Below are 20,553 nucleotides of genomic sequence, written 5' to 3' on the forward strand. Positions count from 1 at the left end.
GGACCGCGTGCTCCGGCGCGGCCGCGCCGGAGCGGCCCGGTGCAGCGGAACTCCGCGATCGAGCCCGGCACTTCGGCCCTTCCGTGCGGACCAACCCCCTGCTAGCTTGCACCAAACAAACGTTAGGTGGAAAGGTAGCTGATCCCGCGATGTCTGTCTCCACCTCCACACCGCACGACGGCGTCGCCGTGGTGACCGTCCACCAGCCACCGGTCAACGCCCTCCCGGTGCACGCCTGGTACGCGCTGGCGGACGCGGTGACGGCGGCGGGCCGCGACCCCGCGCACCGCGCCGTGGTGCTTACCGGCACCGGACGCGGCTTCAACGCGGGCGTCGACGTCAAGGAGCTGCAGCGCGCCGCGGACCACAGCGCGCTCATCGGCGCCAACCGCGGCTGCGCGGCGGCGTTCTGCGCGGTCTACGAGTGCGAGGTGCCCGTCGTCGCGGCCGTGCACGGCCACTGCCTGGGCGGCGGCATCGGCCTGGTGGGCAGCGCCGACGCGATCGTGGCGACCCGGGACGCCACCTTCGGGCTCCCCGAACTGGACAGGGGCGCCCTGGGGGCGGCCACGCATCTGTCCCGGATGCTGCCCCCGCACCTGGTCCGCCCGCTCTACTACACCGGCCGCACCCTCACCGCCGCCGAACTGCACCACCACGGTGCCGTATGGGCACTGGCCGAGAGCCGGGCCGCGCTGCTGGAGACGGCGCTGGAGCTGGCGGCACGGATCGCGGCCAAGGACGGCTATCTGCTCCGTCTGGCCAAAGAGGCGCTCAACGGGATCGACCAGAGCGACGTGCGCCGCCGCTACCGCTACGAGCAGGGCTTCACCTTCGAGGCCAACCTCGCGGGCGTCTCCGACCGGCACCGGGACGCCTTCCTCGACCGGCGTGCCGGGGACGGGAGCCGACCGTGACCGACCTCGACAAGCGGCTGCCCCTCACCGCGTTCGCGGACCGGATCGAGTCCGGCATGACAGTGGGCATCGGCGGCTGGGGCGCTCGCCGCAAACCGATGGCGCTGGTGCGGGCGCTGCTGCGCGGCGGAGCCGACGAGCTGACCGTCGTCTCCTGCGGCGGCCCTGACGTGGGTCTGCTGGCCGCGGCGGGCCGGATCCGCCGGCTGGTGGCGCCCTTCGTGACGCTGGACTCGGTGCCGCTGGAGCCGCACTTCCGGGCCGCCCGCGAGGCGGGGACCCTCGCCTTCGAGGAATGGGACGAGTCGCTGTTCCTGTCAGGGCTGACGGCCGCGGCGCACCGGCTGCCGTTCCTGCCGGTGCGCGGCGGCCTCGGATCGGACATCCCGCGCCGCAACCCCCGGCTGCGCACGGTCACCTCGCCGTACCCGGACGGCGAGGAGCTGCTGGCGGCGCCCGCGCTGACGATGGATGTGGCCCTGGTGCACATGAACCGCGCCGACGTCCGGGGAAACGGGCAGTACCTGGGGCCCGACCCGTACTTCGACGACCTGTTCACGGAGGCGGCCGAGCACACCTATCTCTCCTGCGAGCGGATCGTGGACCGCTTCACCGGACCGCCGCAGTCGCTGCTGGTGCAGCGGCAGAACGTCACCGGTGTCCTGCACACCCCCCGCGGCGCGCACTTCACCAGTTGCGCCCCCGACTACGGGCGGGACGAGGCATTCCAGCGCGCCTACGTGCGGGCCGCCGCCGACCCGTCGGCCTGGCGGGAATTCACCGCGCGCTTCCTCTCCGGCGGCGAGGACACCTACCAGCAGGCGGTGCACGAGCACCAGGCGCGTACGGAGGCGGCACGATGACCGGGATGACCGGGATGACCGGGACGACCGCCCCCACCCGTGCCGAGGTCTGCGTCGTCGCCTGCGCGGAGGCGTGGCGCGGCGACGGTGAGGTGCTGGCCGCGGCGGCGGGCGGCGTGGTCCCCGCGCTGGGAGCCCGCCTGGCGCGGCTGACGTTCAGCCCGCACCTGCTGCTGACCGACGGCGAGGCGATGCTGCTGAGCACTCCCGAGGATCCCGGGCGCTTCGAGGGCTGGCTGCCCTATCGCAGGCACCTCGCGCTCGCCGCACGCGGCAGGCGCCACATGATGATGGGCGCCGCCCAACTCGACTGCTACGGCAACCAGAACATCTCCTGCATCGGCGACCACGACCGGCCGGCGCGGCAGTTGCTCGGTGCGCGCGGGGCGCCGTCCAACACCGTCAACCACCCGGTCTCCTACTGGGTGCCGCGCCATTCGGTGCGGGTCTTCGTGGAGCGCGTGGACATGGTCAGCGGCGTGGGCCACGACCGGGCGGCCGCTGCGGGTCCGGGCGCCGCCCGCTTCCACGGGCTGCGGCGGGTGGTGACCGACCTGGCGGTGCTGGACTTCGCGACCGTGGACCGCCGGATGCGGCTGGCCAGTGTCCACCCGGGCGTCGACGTCGCGCAGGTGCGCGAGCGGACGGGATTCGACCTGGCGGTACCGGACGAGGTGCCCGTCACCCGCCGGCCGACCCGGCGCGAGCTGCGACTGCTGCGGGAGGTACTGGACCCGCATGGCGCCCGCGAGCAGGAGGTGCGGGCATGACAGGACGGCCGGAGCCGCCCGCCGCCCGCGCCACCGCTGCGGACCCGGAGCCGGAGTGGGCCCCGCTGCGCACCGCCTTCACCTCGCTGGTCGGAGTGCGCCATCCGCTGGTGCAGACGGGCATGGGCTGGGTCTCCGGACCTCGCCTGGTGACCGCCACGGCCGAGGCCGGGGCGCTGGGAATCCTGGCCTCGGCGACCATGACGCTGCCGCAACTGCGCTCCGCCGTGCGGGAGGTGCGGTCCCGCACGGCGGCGCCGTTCGGGGTCAACCTGCGGGCCGACGCGAGCGACGCGGCCGACCGGGTGCGGCTGCTGGTCGACGAGGGGGTGCGGGTCGCGTCGTTCGCGCTGGCACCCTCCGCGGAGCTGATCGGGCGGCTCAAGGACGCGGGGATCGTCGTACTGCCGTCCGTGGGGGCGGTACGGCATGCGCGGAAGGTCGCCGCCTGGGGTGCGGACGCCGTCCTGGTGCAGGGCAACGAAGGCGGCGGCCACACCGGACCGGTCGCCACCTCGGTGCTGCTGCCGCAGGTGGTCGACGCGGTGGGGCCCGAGGGCCTCCCGGTCGTCGGGGCGGGCGGCTTCCACGACGGGCGGGGGCTTGCCGCCGCGCTGTGCTACGGCGCGGCGGCAGCCGCCATGGGCACCCGGTTCCTGCTGACGCGCGAGTCGACGGTGCCCGACGCCGTCAAAGCCCGCTACCTCGCGGCGCGGGTCGAGGACATCACCGTCACCACACGGGTGGACGGCCTGCCGCACCGGATGCTGCGCAGCGAGGTGGTCGCGGCCCTGGAGTCCGGCGGCCGGGCCGCCGCGCTGCTGCGCGCGCTGCGCCACGCCGCCGCGTTCCGGAAGCACACGGGCCTGTCCTGGACGTCGATGCTGCGCGAGGGGCGGGCACTGCGGCACGGCAAGGACCTGACCTTCGGCCAGACGCTGCTCGCCGCCAACACGCCCATGCTGCTGCGGGCCGCCATGGTGGAGGGCCGCGCGGACGCCGGAGTGCTGGCCGCGGGCCAGGTCGCCGGGGTGATCGACGACCTGCCGAGTGTCGCGGAGGTGGTGGAGGGCACGGTGGCCCGGGCAGCCGCGCTGCTGCGGGAGCTGGGCGCGCGGGCCGGGGGCCCGCCCTCGGGCGCGGGCGCGTCGGCGCCTGCCCGGCTCGGCTGAGCAGCCATCCCCGTGTCCGCGGACCTCCCCGCGGACCGTGGGTCACCCCTGCGGGTGACCCGGGGCCCGGACGGCGGAGCCCGGCCGTGCGGCGGCGGCCGCGGCCGCCGACACTCGAGGCAGGGCGCTCACGGTGTCAGGCGCGCTGCCGGCGCACCGGAGGCGCCGCTCCGCCCCGTCGCCTCCCCGCCCGTGCCACCGCCTCGCCGCCGGAGTCCGCATGGCCAGCAGGAAGAATCTCGTCGCCGACCGGACCGCCCTCGCCCACAAGGCCCGGTACGCGCTGGCGCACCCGCAGCGCGTACCGGGCCATCTCCGGCGTGCGGGCCGCGACCGGTGGCTGGCGTTCAAGCACCGCGACCATGTCAGCTACTACCGCGCGGTGATGGCCTCCGACACCCGGCGCGATCCGGACGCCGCGGTCGGCAGCCCGACCCGCGAGGGGTGGCTGAGGCTGGGCGAGCTGCAGTTCAAGTATCTGCGGCGGCACGGCCTGGCGCCGTCGGCGCGGATGCTGGACATCGGCTGCGGCAATCTGCGTGCGGGTTGGCGTTTCATCGAGCACTTGGAGGCGGGCCACTACTACGGCATCGACATCTCCCCCGACGTGCTGATCGCCGCGAAACGCACGCTCACCGAGCGCAATCTTCAGGCCAAGCTTCCCCATCTGACCCTGACCCGGGATCTGACGCTGGACTTCCTGCCGGACGCGCACTTCGACGTCGTCCACGCGCACAGCGTCTTCTCGCACTCGCCGCTCGACGTCATCGAGGAGTGCTTCGCGCACGTGGGCCGGGTGCTGGCACCGGGCGGATTCTTCGACTTCACCTTCGACCGCACGGTCGGTGCCGAGCACAACGTGCTCCGCGAGGACTTCTACTACCGGACCGAGACGCTGACCGAGCTGGCCGCGCGGCACGGCCTGCACGCCCGCTTCATGGACGACTGGGAACTCCTGGGACACGGCCAGTCCAAGATCCGCGCCACCGCCGGGACCGCCCGGACCGCCGGGACCGCGCCGCCCCTTCCGGCGTGAGGGCGCGGGCCCCCGGTTGTCCGTCTTCGGGGTCCGGCCCCGCGCGGCTGCGGCACCACGCGGCACCGCGTCGCGTGCCCGGCCCGGCGGCACCGCACCGGGCACGCGCGAAGGCCGGGTCCCGACGGCCCGGCCGACCGTGCGCGGTTGCGGCTCAGACCGTCAGCACGATCTTGCCGAACAGTTCGCCCTCCGCCATCTTCGTGAAGCCCTCCCGGGCCCGGTCGAGCGGGAGCACGGAGTCGATGACGGGCCGGATCCCCTTGGCGGCGCAGAAGTTCAGCAGCCCCGCCAGCTCCTCCTTGGTGCCCATCGTGGAGCCCACCACCCGCAGCTCCAGGAAGAAGATCCGGTTCAGCTCGGTCGCGGGCGGGTTCGGACCACTGGTGGCGCCGGAGATGACCAGAGTGCCCCCGGGGCGCAGCGACTTGACCGAGTGCGACCAGGTGGCCGCGCCCACCGTCTCCAACACCGCGTCCATCTTGTGCGGCAGCCTGGTGCCCGCCTCCACCGCCTCCTCGGCGCCGAGTTCCAGGGCCCGCTTGCGCTTGGCCTCGTCCCGGCTGGTGGCGAAGACCCGCAGCCCGGCGGCGGCGCCCAGCACGATGGCGGCGGTGGCCACCCCGCCGCCCGCGCCCTGCACCAGCACCGAGTCCCCCGGGCTGACCCCGGCGTTGGTGAACAGCATCCGGTAAGCCGTCAGCCAGGCCGTCGGCAGGCAGGCCGCCTCCTCGAAGGAGAGTTCCGCCGGTTTCGGCAGCACGTTCCACTGCGGCACCGCGACCCGCTCGGCGAACGTGCCCTGGTAGCGCTCCGTCAGGATGGAGCGCGGCTCGCGCGGGCCGACCCCGTGGCCGGACTGCCCGATGACCGAGTGCAGGACGACCTCGTTGCCGTCGTCGTCGACCCCCGCCGCGTCGCAGCCGAGGATCATCGGCAGCGACTCCTCGCCGATCCCCACGCCCCGCAGCGACCAGAGGTCGTGGTGGTTGAGCGACGCCGCCTTCACCGCCACGGTCATCCATCCCGGAGGCACCTTGGGCTCCGGCCTCTGCCCCAGCTCCAGCCCGCTGAGCGGCTCTTCCCTGTCGATACGAGCGGCGTAAGCAGCAAACATGCCCCGACGCTACGCCGCCTCGCCGACCCACCGACAGACCATCCGGCCCCGGAGCGACCGATCTCACGCCGTCGGCGCACGTCCGCCGAGGCCCGGAGCCGCTCCCGGCCGCCGCTCAGTCCCGCAGCGGCATCGCCTCGGCCAATGCGCGCCACTCCTCCCGGGGAAGATCGGTGCCGGTGGCGGCGGTGACCACCTGGAGGGCGACGTGGTCGGCGCCTGCCGCCAGGAACGAGTCCACCTTTGCTCGTACCGCCTCGGCGTCGCCGATGGCGAACAGCGCGTCGACGAGCCGGTCGCTGCCGCCGCCGTCGAAGTCGGATTCCGCGAAGCCGAGCCGGAGCAGGCTGTTGCGGTAGTTGGCCAGGGCCAGGTACCGGGAGAGGTAGTCGCGCGCCGTGGCGTACGCCGCGGCGGGGTCGGCGCCCGGCTGCCGCAGGACCACCTTCAGCTCGGGGGCCAGCAGCGGGTCGGCGCCGAGGATGTCGCGGGCCTCCGCGGTGTGCTCGACGGTGACGAGGTAGGGCAGCGCGCCCAGCGACCGCTCGGCGGCCAACTGCAGCATCTTCGGACCGAGCGCCGCCAGCGCACGCCCGGCGGCGGGCACCGGACGCGGCGCGTTGTCGAGCGTGTCGAGATAGGAGCGCATGGCCGACCGGGGCCGGCCGGCCAGTGGATGGTCCAGCGCGTGCCCGCTGCGCGTCTCCGCGTGGCTGACCCCGAGGCCGAGCAGGAAGCGGCCGCCGTACTCGTCCGTCAGCTGCGCGTGCCGCGCGGCGACCTCGACAGCCCCGTGCTCCCAGATGTTGAGGATGCTGGTGCCGACCGTCGCCCGCGAGGTGGCGGCCAGCAGCCGCTGCGCCATGTCCGGCGAGGGGCTGCCGCCGATCCAGAGCGTGCCGTAGCCCAGCTCGTCGAGTTCGGCGGCGGCCTCTTCTGCCAGGGGGCGCCGCGCCGCGTCGTCGGTACGCAGCGCGGAGGCCCAGATGCCGACCCTGCCCAAGGATGCGTGATGTGCCATGGCGGACACAGCATCACACTGCGGGCCGGTATTCCGGGAACCGCTGCCCGGCCCGGCCCGGTCGGACGGGGCCGGACAGCGGTTCCCGGAGTGCGACGGTCTAGAGCACCTTCGAGAGGAACGACTTGGTGCGCTCGTGCTGCGGGTCGGTCAGGACGTCCCTGGGGTTGCCGGACTCGACGACGACACCGCCGTCCATGAAGACCAGCGAGTCGCCGACCTCCCGCGCGAAACCCATCTCGTGGGTGACGACCACCATCGTCATCCCGTCCCGGGCCAGCGCCTTCATCACGTCCAGCACCTCGCCGACCAGCTCCGGGTCGAGCGCGGAGGTCGGCTCGTCGAAGAGCATCAGCTTGGGGTCCATGGCCAGCGCCCGCGCGATGGCGACGCGCTGCTGCTGGCCTCCGGACAGCTGCGCGGGGAACGAGTCGATCTTGTCGGCCAGCCCCACCCGGTCCAGCAGCTCCGCGGCCCGCTTGCGCGCCTCGGCGCGCGGGGTCCGCTTGACCTGGACGGGCGCCTCCATCACGTTCTCCACCGCGGTCATGTGCGGGAAGAGGTTGAAGCGCTGGAAGACCATCCCGATGTCGCGGCGCTGGGCCGCCACCTCGCGGTCGCGCAGCTCGTAGAGTCTGCCGCCCTTCTCGCGGTACCCGACGAGCGTGCCGTCGACGTACAGCCGGCCGGCGTTGATCTTCTCCAGGTGGTTGATACACCGCAGGAAGGTGGACTTGCCGGACCCGGACGGACCGACGATGCAGAACACCTCGCCGGTCTTCACCTCGAGGTCGATGCCCTTGAGGACCTCGACGTGGCCGAACGACTTGCAGACGCGCTCGGCCCTGACCATCGGGCCGCCGCTCTCCGTCTTCTTGACCGACGTGTTCATGCGCCCTGCGCCCCCGATCCGGTACCGCGCCCGAAGGCGAAGACGTTCTTGCGTACGCGCTGCCACGGGGTCTCGGGCAGTTGGCGCAGGGAGCCGCGCGCGTAGCGCCGCTCCAGGTAGTACTGGCCCACGCTGAAGACGCTGGTGATGACCAGGTACCAGATGGTGGCGACCAGCAGCATCTCCACGACGGCACTGGAGTTGTTGCCGATGTTCTGCGCCTTGCGCAGCAGTTCCTCGTACATCACGACCGAACAGAGCGAGGAGGTCTTCAGCAGGTTGATGAACTCGTTGCCGGTGGGCGGCACGATCACCCGCATCGCCTGCGGGAGCACGATGCGCCGCATGTTCTGGCCCTGGGTCATTCCCAGCGCCTGGGACGCCTCGGTCTGGCCCTCGTCCACCGACTGGATGCCCGCCCGGCAGATCTCCGCCATGTAGGCGGCCTCGTTCAGCCCCAGGCCGAGGAGCGCCGCCATGAACGGGGTCATGACGTCGGTCATCTCGTCCTTGTAGAGCGGCATCAGGTTCAGCACCGGGAAGATCAGCGCCAGGTTGAACCAGAGCAGCAGCTGCACATAGACGGGCGTGCCGCGGAAGAACCAGATGTAGCCCCAGGCGACGGAGGAGGTCACCGGGTTCTTCGACATCCGCATGACGGCCAGGACGATTCCCAGCACCAGCCCCATGAGCATCGAGAGCACGCTGACGACCAGCGTGTTGCGGACGCCCTCGAGGATCTGGTCGTTGAAGAAGAAGTCCCCCACCGCCTGCCAGCGCAGCCCCTCCGCGGTGGCGAAGGCGCGGATGAGCAGCGCCAGCAGGGCAAGGACCACGACGGCGGAGACGTACCGCCCGTAGTGCCGTACGGGGATGGCCTTGATGGCCTCCGGTGCGTCCTTCGACGGAGGTGCCCCGCCGGAGGGGATCTTGTCGGTGGTGGGTGGTGTCACGGGGGCTTGCCTCTCAGCGTCCTGGACGTCCTGCGGGGTGTGTCTGGTGCGTCGTCGCCGGGCGGCTCAGGAGCCGCCGTTGATCGCGGCCTTCTTGACGCCGCCGTCCTCGACGCCCCACTTCTCCAGCGCCTTCTTGTACGAGCCGTCCTCGATGATCGCGTCCATCGCGGCCCGGAGAGCGTCGCGGAGCTGCTTGTTGTCCTTGGCGACGGCCATGCCGTAGGGGGCGGACTGCATCTGGTCGCCGACGACCTCGAAGTCGGAGCCGGACTTGGCCGCGTTGGCGGCGACCGGGAAGTCCGAGATGTCGGCGACGACGCCGCCGGCCTTCAGTCGCACCCGGGCCTCGTCGTCGGTGTTGTACGCCTCGATGCCGATCTTCTTCTTGCCGTCCTCGACGCACTTCTCGGTCTGCGTCTTGAGGATCTCGTGCGAGGTGGTGCCGCGCTGGGTGGCGATCTTCTTGCCGCACATCTGGTCGACCGACTCGATCTTGTCCGGGTTGCCCTTCTTGACCAGGATCGAGGAGCCCGCGGAGAGGTAGTCGACGAAGTCGACGCCCTTGCCGGCCTTCTTCCCCTTGTCGTCCAGGCCCTCCTGGCGGTCCTTGGTGTCCGTCATCGACGACATGATCATGTCGAAGCGGCCGGTCTGCATGGAGGTGATCAGACCGTCGAAGGTGCCGTTGGTGAACTCGAAGCGGACCCCCAGCTTCTCTCCCATCGCCTTGGCGAGGTCGGGGTCCAGACCGACGATGTCGGCCCCTTCCTTGAACTCCATCGGCTTGTACGCGGCGTCGGTGCCGACCTTGATGACACCGGCGCTGCGGATCCTGTCGGGCAGCTTCGAGCTCAGCTCGGCCTTCTCGCCGGAGCTGCCGCCGTCGGCACCCTCGGTCTGGTCGCCGCAGCCGGTCAGCAGCAGGGCGCCGCCGGTGAGGAGGGCGACGGGGATGATCCCGGCGCGTCGAGCGGCCGTACGTGCGGCCCGGCCGGCGGTCATGCGCCTGCTAGCGGTCATGAGCGGGTCCTCCTGCGATGGGGGAGAGCAGCCGTGGGGTCGGGCACACACCTTCGGATGTCGCGACCGTGTCCGACGGATGAACGGATGAACGATGGGGGGCATCTTGCCATCCGGACAAGCGGCAGCAGGACGCCTCCGAGGTCAAAATCGGATAACGGATACAGGACTCCGGATACAGGGCGGTGGGAACGGCCGTAAAGGGGGTTACGGGCCGGAGTGCGGTCTCTCACACCACCCGGCCGTCTCACCCTGCGGACTTCGAGTCGGAGTCGAGGCGTTTTGCCCTGCATTCCGCCAGCTTGGACACCGGTGCGGCCGGAAGTAGGTCGTCCCCGGCGGCGGGTGTCGGGTAGAAAGGTCGATTACACCCCTCACCCGGGGACCAGGGCGCGTGTGCGGCGCGCCCGGCGTCCGTACCTCCCTCCGGGCAGCGGCAGGCCGCTCGCCCGGGAAGCGGACGCGGTGCCCGCCCGTTCCTCACCGCAGGGAGCGGTCACCCTCACCAGATTCGACTAAGGGGTTCAACACAGTGGCAGCGGAGATCGTCAATCAGAAGGACGGGCTGGAGCCGGACGTGATCGATCCGGCGTTCGCCCTGCACCGGGGCGGCAAGATGGCCGTTCAGGCGACCGTGCCCGTGCGGGACGCGGACGACCTGTCCCTCGCCTACACGCCGGGCGTCGCCAAGGTCTGCAGCGCCATCGCGGAGCAGCCCGATCTCGTCGACGACTACACCTGGAAGTCCCAGGTCGTCGCGGTGGTGACCGACGGCAGCGCGGTGCTCGGGCTGGGCGACATCGGCCCCGGCGCCTCGCTCCCGGTCATGGAGGGCAAGGCCATCCTCTTCAAGCAGTTCGGCGGCGTCGACGCGGTGCCGCTCGCGCTGGACACCCAGGACACGGACGAGATCGTGGACACGGTCCAGCGGCTGGCGCCCTCGTTCGGCGGGGTCAACCTGGAGGACATCTCGGCACCCCGGTGCTTCGAGATCGAGGCCCGCCTCAAGGAGAAGCTGGACATTCCCGTCTTCCACGACGACCAGCACGGCACGGCCATCGTCACGCTGGCCGCGCTGCGCAACGCGGCGAAGCTGAGCGACCGCGCGCTGGGCTCGCTGCGCGCCGTCATCTCCGGCGCGGGCGCCGCCGGGGTGGCCATCGCGAAGATCCTGGTGGAGGCCGGTATCGGGGACGTGGCGGTCTGCGACCGCAAGGGCGTCGTCTCCCGCGACCGCGGCGACCTCACCCAGGTCAAGCGGGACCTGGCGGGCTTCACCAACAAGGGGAACCGCACCGGTTCCCTGGAGTCCGTGCTCGAGGGCGCCGACGTGTTCATCGGCGTGAGCGGCGGCACGGTGCCCGAGGAGGCCGTCGCGCGGATGGCCGAGGACGCCTTCATCTTCGCCATGGCCAACCCGAACCCGGAGATCCACCCGGACGTGGCGCGCAAGTACGCGTCCGTGGTGGCCACCGGCCGCAGCGACTACCCGAACCAGATCAACAACGTGCTGGCGTTCCCGGGCGTCTTCGCCGGAGCCCTGCAGGTGCGCGCCACGGACATCACCGAGGGCATGAAGCTGGCCGCCGCCGAGGCGCTGGCCGCCGTGGTGGCCGACGAGCTGAGCGCGGACCGGGTGATCCCCTCGCCCTTCGACGAGCGCGTCGCCCCGGCCGTGACCTCCGCGGTGGCGGCGGCGGCCCGCGCGGAGGGCGTCGCCCGCCGCTGAGCCCCACCAGGGCCGCCCGCCCCCGCCGTGCGGGCGGGCGGGCGGCCCGGGCGCTGCCCTGATCGGCGCGCGTGCCGGTCCGGCGGCGTGCACCGGCCCGGTCGCGCGGGCCTCGTGCGAAGCGTTCAGCGCAGCCCCAGGACCATGGCGTCGGCGGGCGAGGACCAGACCGTCCGGGCCTCGCCGAATCCGGCCTCGCGCAGGGCGGCCGCGTGCCACTCCGCGCTCTGGAACTCCTCGTCGTTGTGGTCGCTGTGCTGCGCCTCGGCCGGGTTCCCGAACAGGGCGAACCGCTCGGCGGCGGCCGCCTCCAGCTCCGGGTCCTCCCCCAGCGCGCGCCACCACCCCTTCCAGTCCTGCGCCCCCTCGGCGGTCCGCCGCGCGCGCCGCTCCTCGTCGAAGACGTGCACCGCGGCGTTGATGCGCGGGGTCGACTCGTCCGGCATGTGGTCGGCGTTGAGGAACACCCCGCCCTCCCGCACCAGGCCCGCGAGCCGGCCGTAGAGCGCACGCAGCGGTTCGGTGCGCATCCAGTGCAGGGCCGTGGCCGTCAGGATCGCGTCGTAGGGGCCCTCGGGCAGCGTGGCAGGCCAGTCGGGGTCGCTCAGGTCCGCCGTGACGAAGCGCGCCCGCCCGTCCCCCTCGAAGGTGCCGCGCGCGATGGCCAGCAGCGCCGGGTCCCGGTCGACGCCGACGGTGTTCGCGCCCGGCATCCGCCGCAGCACGCGGTCCGAGATACTGCCCGTACCGCAGGCGAGGTCGAGCACCCGGGGTGCGGAGCCCACCAGGGCCTCGGTCATGTCGAGCATGACCCGGAACCGCTCCTCGCGGTCGGGCAGGTACCACTCCTGCTGTCGGTCCCAACTCTCCTGCCGGCGCCGCCAGTCGGCAGCGCTCCGTGCGTGGGTCGCCATATCCGTCCTCCGCCGTAATACGCTCTAACAACTTTCAACCATTACTGACGATAGACCGCCCGCTGTAAGGACCACAAGTGGAACTGAACTATTACTCAGATCTGGCAGTGCGACTCGTGAACAGCGAGCAGCCCGAGCGCGGCGAAGACACCCTCACCTCCGTCGGCGCCGTCCTCGAACTCTTCGGGTCGCACGGGACCATGGCGCGCCGCGTGACCGAGGCGGACGTCAGCCGGCTCCGCGCCGTGCGCACCCGGCTGCGCGCCGTCTTCACCGCGGCCGCCGAGGGCGACGAGGTCCGCGCGGTCGACCTGCTGAACGCCCTGCTGATGGAGTTCCCCACGAGTCCGCAGATCTCCGGACACGGGGACCTGGACGACGAGGGGCGGCCCCGCTGGCACATGCACCTGGCCGAACAGCCCGCCAACGCCACCGCCGCCTACGCGGCGACAGCCTGCATGGGGCTCGCCTTCCACCTCACCGACCTGGGCGTGGACCGGCTGGGCATCTGCCAGGCCACGCCCTGCCGCAACGCCTACCTGGACACCTCCACCAACCGCTCCCGCCGCTACTGCTCCGACCGCTGCGCGACCCGCGCCAACGTGGCGGCCTACCGGGCCCGCAAACGCCTGGAGAGCAACCCGGCCGCCCTCGAGGACACCCCTGACCCCGCGGGCGGACGCGGCCGCAGCGGACCGACCAGCGGGCGCACGGCGGAGGATGCCCAGCGCACCGCGGACCCCGGCGAGCGCTGAGCCCCGCGCGGCGGGCGCAGCCGCAGCCAGGCCCGGGCCACGACCAGGTCGTCGGGGACCGCGCCGAACTCCCGGCTGTCGTTCTTCACCCGGGGGTTGTCACCGCGCACCCACCACCCGCCGGGACGCCGCTCGACCGCGCGCTTGACGATGAGCAGGTCGTGCTGGAACGGGTGACGCAGCACCACGACGTCCCCCGGCCGCACCGCGGCCCCGTAGCCGACGACCAACTGGTCCCCGGGCAGCAGGGTCGGCCGCATCGACGGGTTGTAGACCTCGGCCAGTCCGATCCGCTTCAGCAGCCCCTCGTGCCGATCCCCCTCCCGGCGCTCCGCCCCGTGGCTCGGCCCGCGCTGCGGCGTACGCTCCGGCATATTCCCGCCTCCGGTCCCAAGGCCGCCTCCGGCCCGATCACTCCAGCAGATCCAGTCCGTCACCGGACTTTTGTCCTAGGCCCGTGGGGGCACACGCGAAAAGACTTCCCACACGGAGTAATCTCGCACGTGAGAAGACGATCACGAGGAAGGACGGCTTTTATGCTCTCCCGACTGTTCGCCCCCAAGGTGCAGGTCAGCGCCCATTGTGACCTGCCCTGCGGTGTCTACGACCCGGCACAGGCCCGGATCGAGGCCGAATCCGTGAAGGCCGTTCAGGAGAAGTACCAGGCCAACGACGACCCGCACTTCCGGGCCCGGGCCACCGTCATCAAGGAGGAGCGCGCGGAACTCGCCAAGCACCACGTCTCGGTGCTGTGGAGCGACTACTTCAAGCCGCCGCACTTCGAGAAGTACCCGCAGCTCCACCAGCTGGTGAACGACACCCTCAAGGCGCTCAGCGCCGCCAAGGGCTCCACCGACCCGGCCACCGGGCAGAAGGCGCTGGAGCTCATCGCCGAGATCGACAAGATCTTCTGGGAGACCAAGCAGGGCTGACCTGATCTCAAGCCCTTTGACCTGCGGTTTCCTTGATCGCCTGGTCATCCTGTCCGCACCCGGTCCGGCAGACCGCCGAGCACGGCGCCCATGCCAGACCGGGTGCGGTCTTCTTCACCCGGCCACAGATGCACGTGGATGCGCAGCGCGATGACGGCACCTACCGGGAGCGAGCCGAGCGCGGGGGGCACAGGTATCACCGATGGTGCTCGACACGGGCCCTGGACCTGCCCTCGGAGAACATCTGAAGATCATTTTTCAGGGAACGGACATCTCTGGCCCGTCTGGATGACGACGCCACCCAGCGGTGCGTATTCAGGTCCGGCGTCTGGCCTCAGCCAGTGCCGCCAGGAGTGATTCGAGGTCTCCGCTGTAGACGATCGCTTCCTCCTCGTCGGCCGGAGCGTCGAAGCGGTCGAGGAAGTCATCGAGGGCTTCGGGGGACACGGTGAGAGCGTTGGCGTCCTCCCGACGGTTGCGCTCGGCCAGACGTCGCAACAGTTCGTCGCGGTCGGCGGGGAGGTAGACGACCACGGGCAGGCCGCCCGCTTCTCGAGCGGCCCGCCGCCAGGCATCACGATCGCCCCGACGCCACAGCCCGTGATCCAGGACAACGTCGTTGCTGGCTTCCAGCTCCTTGACGAACCGTGTCCGGACCGCCTTGACGACGGGCCGTTCGCGCTCGAAGTAGGCGTGCTCGGGATAGTCGACGCCGTAGCGCCCGTGGAGTCGGTGGACTTCCTCGTCAACAGACAGCCGAATGAAGCCGTGGCCGGTGAGGGCCTGAGCAACGGTGGTCTTCCCGGATCCGGTCAACCCGGTCAGGAGAACGGCTAGGGGCACGGGGCCGTCCCTTCCGCAACGAGCGTGGGCGAGTGAACAGTGTCTCTGCTCCCGGCCGGTGTGCGCGTCAAGGACGCCAGGTGGTGAGGAGGCCGCGCGCTTCGGAGTTCCAACCGTGCGGCATCCGGTCCATGCTCACTCGACGGAAGGCGAACCGCGGATCACTGGTGTTGATCACACCTCCGTGCCTTCCTACGTGGGCCAGCAGGCGGTCGGCCTCGTCGCGAACGGCCGGAGTGTGCTCCTGCCAGAGGCCCGTCGTGAAGTGCTGGACCCTTCGACGGAGGTCGTCCAGCACGCCCGAACGCCACTTGAAGTGGTGGACCGCACAGATCCGGTCCACATCCGGTCGGTGACCAGGTGCCCGGTGGTTGCCGGAGGAGACGGCGACGTCGTGGCGGGCGAGGACGATCTTGCGGGGGTCGCCGTGCAGGAGTCGATGGGTGAGGTGGCCGCCGAGCGGATAGGCACCGTCGAGTCCCTCCTCGGGCCTCCAGGCGGTCAGGCGCCCGTTCGCGGTGACGCGGTCGATCATCAGCCCGCCGACCACACGGCGTCCGAATCCGTCGGCCCAGGCAATCATCTCGGCAACCGGGACGGGGTACTGCTGGAACTCGTCGGCGTCCGCGAGCAGATGCCATCCAGGCCGGCACGGCGCCGCATGAGATCTCTGAGCTGCGTGTTGGTGGCTCGTGCCAGGGTCCGGTGCTGGTGCCGACAGGGGTGATGCAGAACTCGCTGACCGCCACCTGCAACGCGCGCCGTCACACGCAAGGAACATGCTCGGGAAATGGAACGCAATCAGGAACCGCCCGATGCCCAGCCACTGGTAGTGGCGGATCCAGGCGGCCAGCAGCCGCGGCTCGACAGGGCCAACGACCGCGATCAGCGCTGGGAGTGTATTCAGCATCAGGCCCCCTTCGTGCTCAGTGAGGCGAAGGTGCGGATGAGGAAGTCGACCTGCTCAGCCGCCGATCGCATCCCCAGCAGGCCGGTGGCCCCAGTGCCGGGGCGCTGGGGCCACCGGCAGGGGAGGGTGCGCAACGTCCACGAGTCCGTCCGGATCACAGGTGGGGAAGGTCAGTGCCCAAGGCTGTCCGCTCAGGCGGGCAGAGAGGGACGGGTCGTGATCGGAGATGATCAGGGGAACGCCAAGGCGGGCCGCGTCCATGACGAGCCCGGACTCCTTGCCCACCCCAGGACGCCGGGTGACCAGGGCGGCGTCGGCGGCGCCGTAAACGATTTGCAGCTCTCCGCGACCGGTCCGGGCAGCGAGCGAGGGCGGTGTCGATGACAGTGATGTCCTTGTAGGGCCACCAGCCGCCCACCAGGCACACCACGGTCTCATCGGTGGGGATACCGAACGCGGCTCGGCCACCGTCGCGTTCGGCATCGCTCAGCCGACGGCCCTCGCCGACCGCGAAGGTTCCCAGCGCTGCGGACAGGTCGGGGAAAGCTGTAGAGGACTGATCCGCCACAGCCTGAGTCGGGTACACCACGATCGCTCGGTGCTCACCCCGGCGGGCGAGTCGCCCGAGCAACCGCACGAAGGCGTCCTCCGTGGTGACAGCCTCGTGGAAGAAACGCAGATGCGGCTGGCCGCCCAGGAAGGCGGCCAGCCCGTGCAGGGCCTCGCTTGCCGTCAGGATTACCACCGCGTCGGCGCCCGGCGCCTGACGGCGGGCGGTCCGCAGCGCGGACGCCTCGGTCAGGCAACGGGCAAGGAGAGTGACCTGATGCGGCAGTCGCCGAAGGCAGCGGGACCAGCGGCGTGAGTGGAAGGCCCGCTGCCCGACGGCGGAGCCCGACCGCCAGACGGGCGGCGGCTAGCAGTACGGCCGCCGTCGACCCGGCCGGTACGGTCAGCGAGGTGTCAGCCCCGCGCAGGGCAGTCACCGCCTCCTCTGCGATTCTGTGCGGCGCAATGATCAGGCTGCCGGGACGTGCCTGGGCGAGGGCAACCAGCGTGCGCTGGTGGTGACCGCCCAGGCGGTTCGCGTACTGCTCGATGAGCACGAGCGTGCCGCTCATCGGAGACCGCCTGGTCTCCGGGCGGCGGGGAACCTGTCCCGCAGCCAGGTGGGGTCGTTGAGATGGTCGAAGCTCTGCGGGACACGGACGGAGTCGCATGCGAAGGCATCCGGCAGCCGCGTAACGCGCTCCGGCAGCCGCGTAGGCGGCGGAACTCGCCGCAACGGCTGGCCGCCCACGCCTTGACCCGCTGGCGGGCGTTGTCGTCGGCCATGCTGTACTCGGTGCCGCGGACGAGCATCGCGCACTCGCGGAAACCAGCCTTCCAGGCGTAGAAGGGGCTCTGGTTGAAACGCGTGATTCCGGCAGTCTTCTGGGCGAAATCGACCCGGCCTGGCAGCGCAGCGAGCACGTCGACCGCCTCGCCCATCTCGCGCAGGGCGCTGCGGCGGATCAGCTTCAGCCCGCCGTAACCGTAGGTCAGGCCGTTGACCGGGTTGACCGCTCGCCACACCCGCATGGAAACACCCTCGTCCAGCGGCTCGACAGCGGCGGAATCGAAGTCGGCCCCGACGGCGAAGTCGCCATCGGCGAGGAAGACTGCTCGCGGTCGACAACCTCGGGCACACAGCCGGTACGCCCGGCGCATCCCATGCACGCCATGCAGACGCTACACCGACCCGCCGAGTGTCCGCTGAAGCCGGGAATGCAGGGAGTTGGCCATCGGCTCGTCGTACGACAGGAGGACGGCGTCGAAGAGTGTCACGAGAGGGCCCCCAGGTAGCGCGCGGCAACTCGGACCGGTGTGAAGTCACTGGTGGAGGCGTGGGCTCGCTTGGTGTGGAACATGTGAAACTCGTCGTCCAGGGCGAGCCGCTCCGCGAGATCGGTGGCTTCCGCGGGAGTGGAGAATTGCAGTTCGGGGTCGATGTGCTCGGCGAGGCAGCCCAGACGCGGGGCGATGACCGGCAGGCCCATGCCCTGGCAGTCGATCACGCTCATCGACCAGGGACAGCCGGGCCGGAACGGGGCGATGCCGAAGCGCGCACCGGCCAGCAGGTCCCAGTAGCGGATGCGGTCGCCTCGGTCGGACACGATCTGCACGTGCGGCAGAGCAGCGAGTTGGTCGCCCATGTGCTCGGGGCTGTCGTCCAGGCTCTTCCGCTCCGCACGGCGTGAACCGAAGAGATCCATGACCCGTAGCCGGAGTGTGCCGGAGGCGGCGAGTTGCCGCGCAAGGTCCACGAGCCGTTCGGTCCCGTAATGCGCATACAACCTGTGGTTGTAGACACCGATCGCTCCGGCGCTGTACATCGTCCGTCGTCGAGCACGACGCCGCCCATCTCCGGTACGACGGCCGGGCTTACCGGCTCACCATGCGCAGGCTACTGCGCAGCACGGGCACCGAGCAGATGACCCGCAACCTGATCCGTATCTCCGTCGACCGCTACCCGGGCGGCCCAGAGCGGTCCAACTCCCATTCCCGGGCCAACCCGCTGACCTGGGATGAACTCGATCGGACGGCCACCTGCCGGGGCGAGGCGAGGCGTCGGCAGACCAAGCACGTTCGTGACGCCTGCAAAGAAGTCTGGCTGCTGTTCGACAACGAACACGGCCGCTTCCCTCTATATCCGGGCGAGTCCGTATGGATCGGGTGCGCCTACACCGTCAGCGACGACAAATGGGGCAACTGGTTCCAGCGAGCCGTCCGCCTGCCACCGAACAGCTCGAAGTCCAGCTCGCTTTCCCCGTCGTCCTTGACTCTGTGGTTTGGGGTACCGAGACCTCCATGACCGCTGAGGCTTCCCCGCTGCGGACCCCGCCCGTCCACAGCGGGGACGGTGAGCTACGGCAATTCACGTGGATCACGACCACACCGGCCCTGCACGATCGGTACCGTCTGGAGTGGCGGGTGCGACACGAAGTCGCACGTTTTAACTGGACCGGTGTCGAGGGGAGTTGGGAAATTGATTCTGACGATGCCGGTCCCAGACTCGTGTTCAAGTCTGTTCCCGCTCTGGCATGCGTCGCTGGTAACGGCGGGGTATGAAGCCCAGGGAAACGCCGGAGGATCCCCGCGTCAACAGGGATTACGGGCAAGGGAAATGGCTGGACGGGCGAATGCGAATGAACCCTCGCTGACACTTCGTAATCCAGAGCCCTCACACTGGCGGCGCGCCAGGAGGGTGCAAAGACCAGCGCAGACAGGCCGCACGGCCTGATGGCGCAGGCGCGGCACGGTGCTGCTACCGCGTCGGTGAACACCGCCGTCCCCGGAGGAAAGAGGGCGCCCAACTCAGCCGCGCGTTGAACGTGCGGAACGTGGAAACCCCGTTACGGTCCGGGTGAATTATGCCGGGTAGGCCAATCGTAAGAGAGGTTCAACTCCGTAGCGGGACAGGATGACCCAAGAAGCGAATGCCGGTAGGGCGAAAGCCCAGGTGAACGCGTTCTCAATATCGTGGATCCCCACCGCTCGGGAACGTATAAGCCGCCGGATAGACGTCCGCCGCCGACCTCTCCGTCACCCGTTCGGGTGGTGTGGAGGATTCAGGGGGGCAGAGGCCCGTCACCCGAAAGGGTGCTGACGTGGGTCAGGTGAGCTGACGAGGTCACCGCAGCAAGAGCGCAAGAACCGAAGGACAAGTTAGACGCTGGGAGGTACCAGATGAGCATGGTGGCTGAGACTGCCGTGGCTCCCGAGGGAGCCTCTACGGTGAACGGACCCGAGGACGAGAACCCCGGCTGGCACGGCATCGACTGGGCCAAGCACGAGGCGAACGTACGGCGCCTGAGGCAGCGGATCTTCGTGGCTTCGCAGAAGGGTGACACCAAGCAGGTACGCAACCTGCAAAAGCTCATGTTGCGCTCGTACTCGAACACCCTGGTCGCGACCAGGCGGGTCACGCAGCAGAGCGGCGGCCGCAAGACCGCCGGGCTGGACGGGGAAACCGCGCTGAACCCGCGCAAGCGGATGCAGCTGGCAGCCAAGGTCCACACCGAGGCCACCCCCTGGAGAGCCCAGCCGGTCAAGCGGGTGTACATCCCGAAGGCGAATGGGAAACAGCGACCGCTCGGCATCCCGGTCATTCGTGACCGGGTACTCCAGGCCCGCGTGAAGAACGCGCTGGAGCCCGAATGGGAGGCCCGGTTCGAGCCCCGTTCCTATGGGTTCAGACCGGGTCGGTCGGCACATGACGCGACCGAGACGATCTACTCGACGCTGGCGCGCAAGGCCAGACGCGTGTGGATCCTCGACGCGGATCTGTCAGCGGCATTCGATCGCATCAACCACGACTACCTGCTGAAGGCCGTCGGAGACTTCCCTGCGAAGGGGCTGATCCGACAGTGGCTGAAGGCCGGCGTGGTCGATCGCGGAAAGTTCGCGGCCACCGAGGAGGGCACTCCACAAGGTGGCGTGATCAGCCCACTGCTGATGAACATCGCGCTGCACGGGATCGAGGCAGCAGCCGGAGTGCACTACCGCCCCGTGCCCTCAACCGGCGTTCACGCCGGGAAGGCCATGGTGCGGGAAAGCTCTCCCACACTGGCCTCGCGCTTTCACCACGGTGGCTGTCCGATGCTTGGTCGAAAAAGCGAGAAGTGCCCCTGACCTGCAACGATGGGACTTGTCTAGGGTCCTGT

Annotated in this window: 19 protein-coding genes and 3 pseudogenes; 11 read left to right on the top strand and 11 right to left on the bottom strand. The window is 70.5% G+C overall.

Going from position 1 to position 20,553, the window contains the following annotated elements:
• The first annotated feature begins 149 nt into the window (after positions 1-149).
• From ACFYNS_RS10620 to ACFYNS_RS10640, 5 genes are all read left to right on the top strand, one after another.
• Positions 150-917, top strand: a complete 768-nt coding sequence (locus tag ACFYNS_RS10620) for an enoyl-CoA hydratase family protein (RefSeq protein ID WP_360297732.1) — start codon at positions 150-152, stop codon at positions 915-917.
• The gene (locus ACFYNS_RS10625) at positions 914-1,780 is read left to right on the top strand and encodes a CoA-transferase (protein ID WP_360297729.1); all 867 of its coding nucleotides are present in this window, start codon (positions 914-916) and stop codon (positions 1,778-1,780) included. Before ACFYNS_RS10620 ends, ACFYNS_RS10625 begins: the two co-directional genes overlap by 4 nt.
• Positions 1,777-2,550 (top strand): CoA-transferase subunit beta, encoded by a 774-nt coding sequence (locus tag ACFYNS_RS10630; protein ID WP_388602071.1) that lies wholly within the window; start codon positions 1,777-1,779, stop codon positions 2,548-2,550. Before ACFYNS_RS10625 ends, ACFYNS_RS10630 begins: the two co-directional genes overlap by 4 nt.
• Before the next feature lie 65 nt (positions 2,551-2,615).
• Positions 2,616-3,722: an NAD(P)H-dependent flavin oxidoreductase gene (locus tag ACFYNS_RS10635; protein WP_388602122.1), complete on the top strand. Its 1,107-nt coding sequence runs from the start codon at positions 2,616-2,618 to the stop codon at positions 3,720-3,722.
• Between the two features lie 220 nt (positions 3,723-3,942).
• Positions 3,943-4,758, top strand: a complete 816-nt coding sequence (locus ACFYNS_RS10640; RefSeq protein WP_388602073.1) for a class I SAM-dependent DNA methyltransferase — start codon at positions 3,943-3,945, stop codon at positions 4,756-4,758.
• Between the two features lie 154 nt (positions 4,759-4,912).
• On the opposite strand, the gene ACFYNS_RS10645 is transcribed toward ACFYNS_RS10640, so the two are convergent.
• From ACFYNS_RS10645 to ACFYNS_RS10665, 5 genes are all read right to left on the bottom strand, one after another.
• Positions 4,913-5,875, bottom strand: coding sequence for a zinc-binding dehydrogenase (locus tag ACFYNS_RS10645; protein WP_388602075.1), 963 nt, complete (start codon positions 5,873-5,875; stop codon positions 4,913-4,915).
• Between the two features lie 115 nt (positions 5,876-5,990).
• Positions 5,991-6,896 carry a TIGR03620 family F420-dependent LLM class oxidoreductase gene (locus ACFYNS_RS10650; RefSeq protein ID WP_388602077.1) on the bottom strand — a complete coding sequence of 302 codons (906 nt, stop codon included), beginning with the start codon at positions 6,894-6,896 and terminating at the stop codon, positions 5,991-5,993.
• Positions 6,897-6,996: 100 nt separating this feature from the next.
• Positions 6,997-7,788, bottom strand: a complete 792-nt coding sequence (locus tag ACFYNS_RS10655; RefSeq protein ID WP_360297712.1) for an amino acid ABC transporter ATP-binding protein — start codon at positions 7,786-7,788, stop codon at positions 6,997-6,999.
• Positions 7,785-8,741, bottom strand: coding sequence for an amino acid ABC transporter permease (locus ACFYNS_RS10660; protein WP_360297709.1), 957 nt, complete (start codon positions 8,739-8,741; stop codon positions 7,785-7,787). The genes ACFYNS_RS10655 and ACFYNS_RS10660 overlap by 4 nt, the downstream gene beginning before the upstream one ends.
• A gap of 66 nt (positions 8,742-8,807) precedes the next feature.
• Positions 8,808-9,764 (bottom strand): ABC transporter substrate-binding protein, encoded by a 957-nt coding sequence (locus tag ACFYNS_RS10665; protein WP_360297706.1) that lies wholly within the window; start codon positions 9,762-9,764, stop codon positions 8,808-8,810.
• A 532-nt stretch (positions 9,765-10,296) separates the two neighbouring features.
• On the opposite strand from ACFYNS_RS10665, the gene ACFYNS_RS10670 reads away from it, so the two are divergent.
• Positions 10,297-11,493, top strand: a complete 1,197-nt coding sequence (locus ACFYNS_RS10670; protein WP_360297703.1) for an NADP-dependent malic enzyme — start codon at positions 10,297-10,299, stop codon at positions 11,491-11,493.
• Positions 11,494-11,618: 125 nt separating this feature from the next.
• On the opposite strand, the gene ACFYNS_RS10675 is transcribed toward ACFYNS_RS10670, so the two are convergent.
• On the bottom strand, positions 11,619-12,407 hold the full coding sequence (locus ACFYNS_RS10675) for a class I SAM-dependent methyltransferase (RefSeq protein WP_388602081.1): 789 nt from the start codon (positions 12,405-12,407) through the stop codon (positions 11,619-11,621).
• 77 nt (positions 12,408-12,484) lie between these two features.
• Between ACFYNS_RS10675 and ACFYNS_RS10680 the strand changes: the two genes are divergently transcribed.
• A complete protein-coding gene (locus ACFYNS_RS10680; protein ID WP_388602083.1) occupies positions 12,485-13,162 on the top strand; it encodes a CGNR zinc finger domain-containing protein in 678 nt (225 codons plus the stop codon).
• A gap of 92 nt (positions 13,163-13,254) precedes the next feature.
• Here the strand turns inward: ACFYNS_RS10680 and ACFYNS_RS10685 are convergent.
• Positions 13,255-13,536, bottom strand: a pseudogene (locus ACFYNS_RS10685) (S24 family peptidase); the annotation flags it as partial.
• A gap of 162 nt (positions 13,537-13,698) precedes the next feature.
• Between ACFYNS_RS10685 and sodN the strand changes: the two are divergent.
• Positions 13,699-14,094 (top strand): superoxide dismutase, Ni, encoded by a 396-nt coding sequence (gene sodN / locus ACFYNS_RS10690; protein ID WP_075001616.1) that lies wholly within the window; start codon positions 13,699-13,701, stop codon positions 14,092-14,094.
• A 7-nt stretch (positions 14,095-14,101) separates the two neighbouring features.
• Here the strand turns inward: sodN and ACFYNS_RS10695 are convergent.
• From ACFYNS_RS10695 to ACFYNS_RS10705, 3 genes and pseudogenes are all read right to left on the bottom strand, one after another.
• A pseudogene (locus ACFYNS_RS10695) lies at positions 14,102-14,252 on the bottom strand (site-specific integrase); the annotation flags it as partial.
• A 157-nt stretch (positions 14,253-14,409) separates the two neighbouring features.
• Positions 14,410-14,937 (bottom strand): AAA family ATPase, encoded by a 528-nt coding sequence (locus ACFYNS_RS10700; protein WP_388602086.1) that lies wholly within the window; start codon positions 14,935-14,937, stop codon positions 14,410-14,412.
• 67 nt (positions 14,938-15,004) lie between these two features.
• A complete protein-coding gene (locus tag ACFYNS_RS10705; protein ID WP_388602088.1) occupies positions 15,005-15,520 on the bottom strand; it encodes a hypothetical protein in 516 nt (171 codons plus the stop codon).
• A gap of 925 nt (positions 15,521-16,445) precedes the next feature.
• On the opposite strand from ACFYNS_RS10705, the gene ACFYNS_RS10710 reads away from it, so the two are divergent.
• Positions 16,446-16,712, top strand: a complete 267-nt coding sequence (locus tag ACFYNS_RS10710) for a hypothetical protein (protein WP_388602091.1) — start codon at positions 16,446-16,448, stop codon at positions 16,710-16,712.
• Positions 16,713-17,670: 958 nt separating this feature from the next.
• On the opposite strand, the gene ACFYNS_RS10715 is transcribed toward ACFYNS_RS10710, so the two are convergent.
• Positions 17,671-18,222: a glycosyltransferase gene (locus ACFYNS_RS10715; RefSeq protein ID WP_388602093.1), complete on the bottom strand. Its 552-nt coding sequence runs from the start codon at positions 18,220-18,222 to the stop codon at positions 17,671-17,673.
• A 62-nt stretch (positions 18,223-18,284) separates the two neighbouring features.
• Between ACFYNS_RS10715 and ACFYNS_RS10720 the strand changes: the two genes are divergently transcribed.
• Together ACFYNS_RS10720 and ACFYNS_RS10725 are read left to right on the top strand one after the other, a co-directional pair.
• Positions 18,285-18,701: a hypothetical protein gene (locus tag ACFYNS_RS10720; protein ID WP_388602094.1), complete on the top strand. Its 417-nt coding sequence runs from the start codon at positions 18,285-18,287 to the stop codon at positions 18,699-18,701.
• A gap of 881 nt (positions 18,702-19,582) precedes the next feature.
• A pseudogene (locus tag ACFYNS_RS10725) lies at positions 19,583-20,392 on the top strand (reverse transcriptase domain-containing protein); the annotation flags it as partial.
• Positions 20,393-20,553 lie beyond the last annotated feature (161 nt).

It is taken from the genome of Streptomyces sp. NPDC006925 (assembly GCF_042869575.1).
GTDB lineage: Bacteria > Actinomycetota > Actinomycetes > Streptomycetales > Streptomycetaceae > Streptomyces.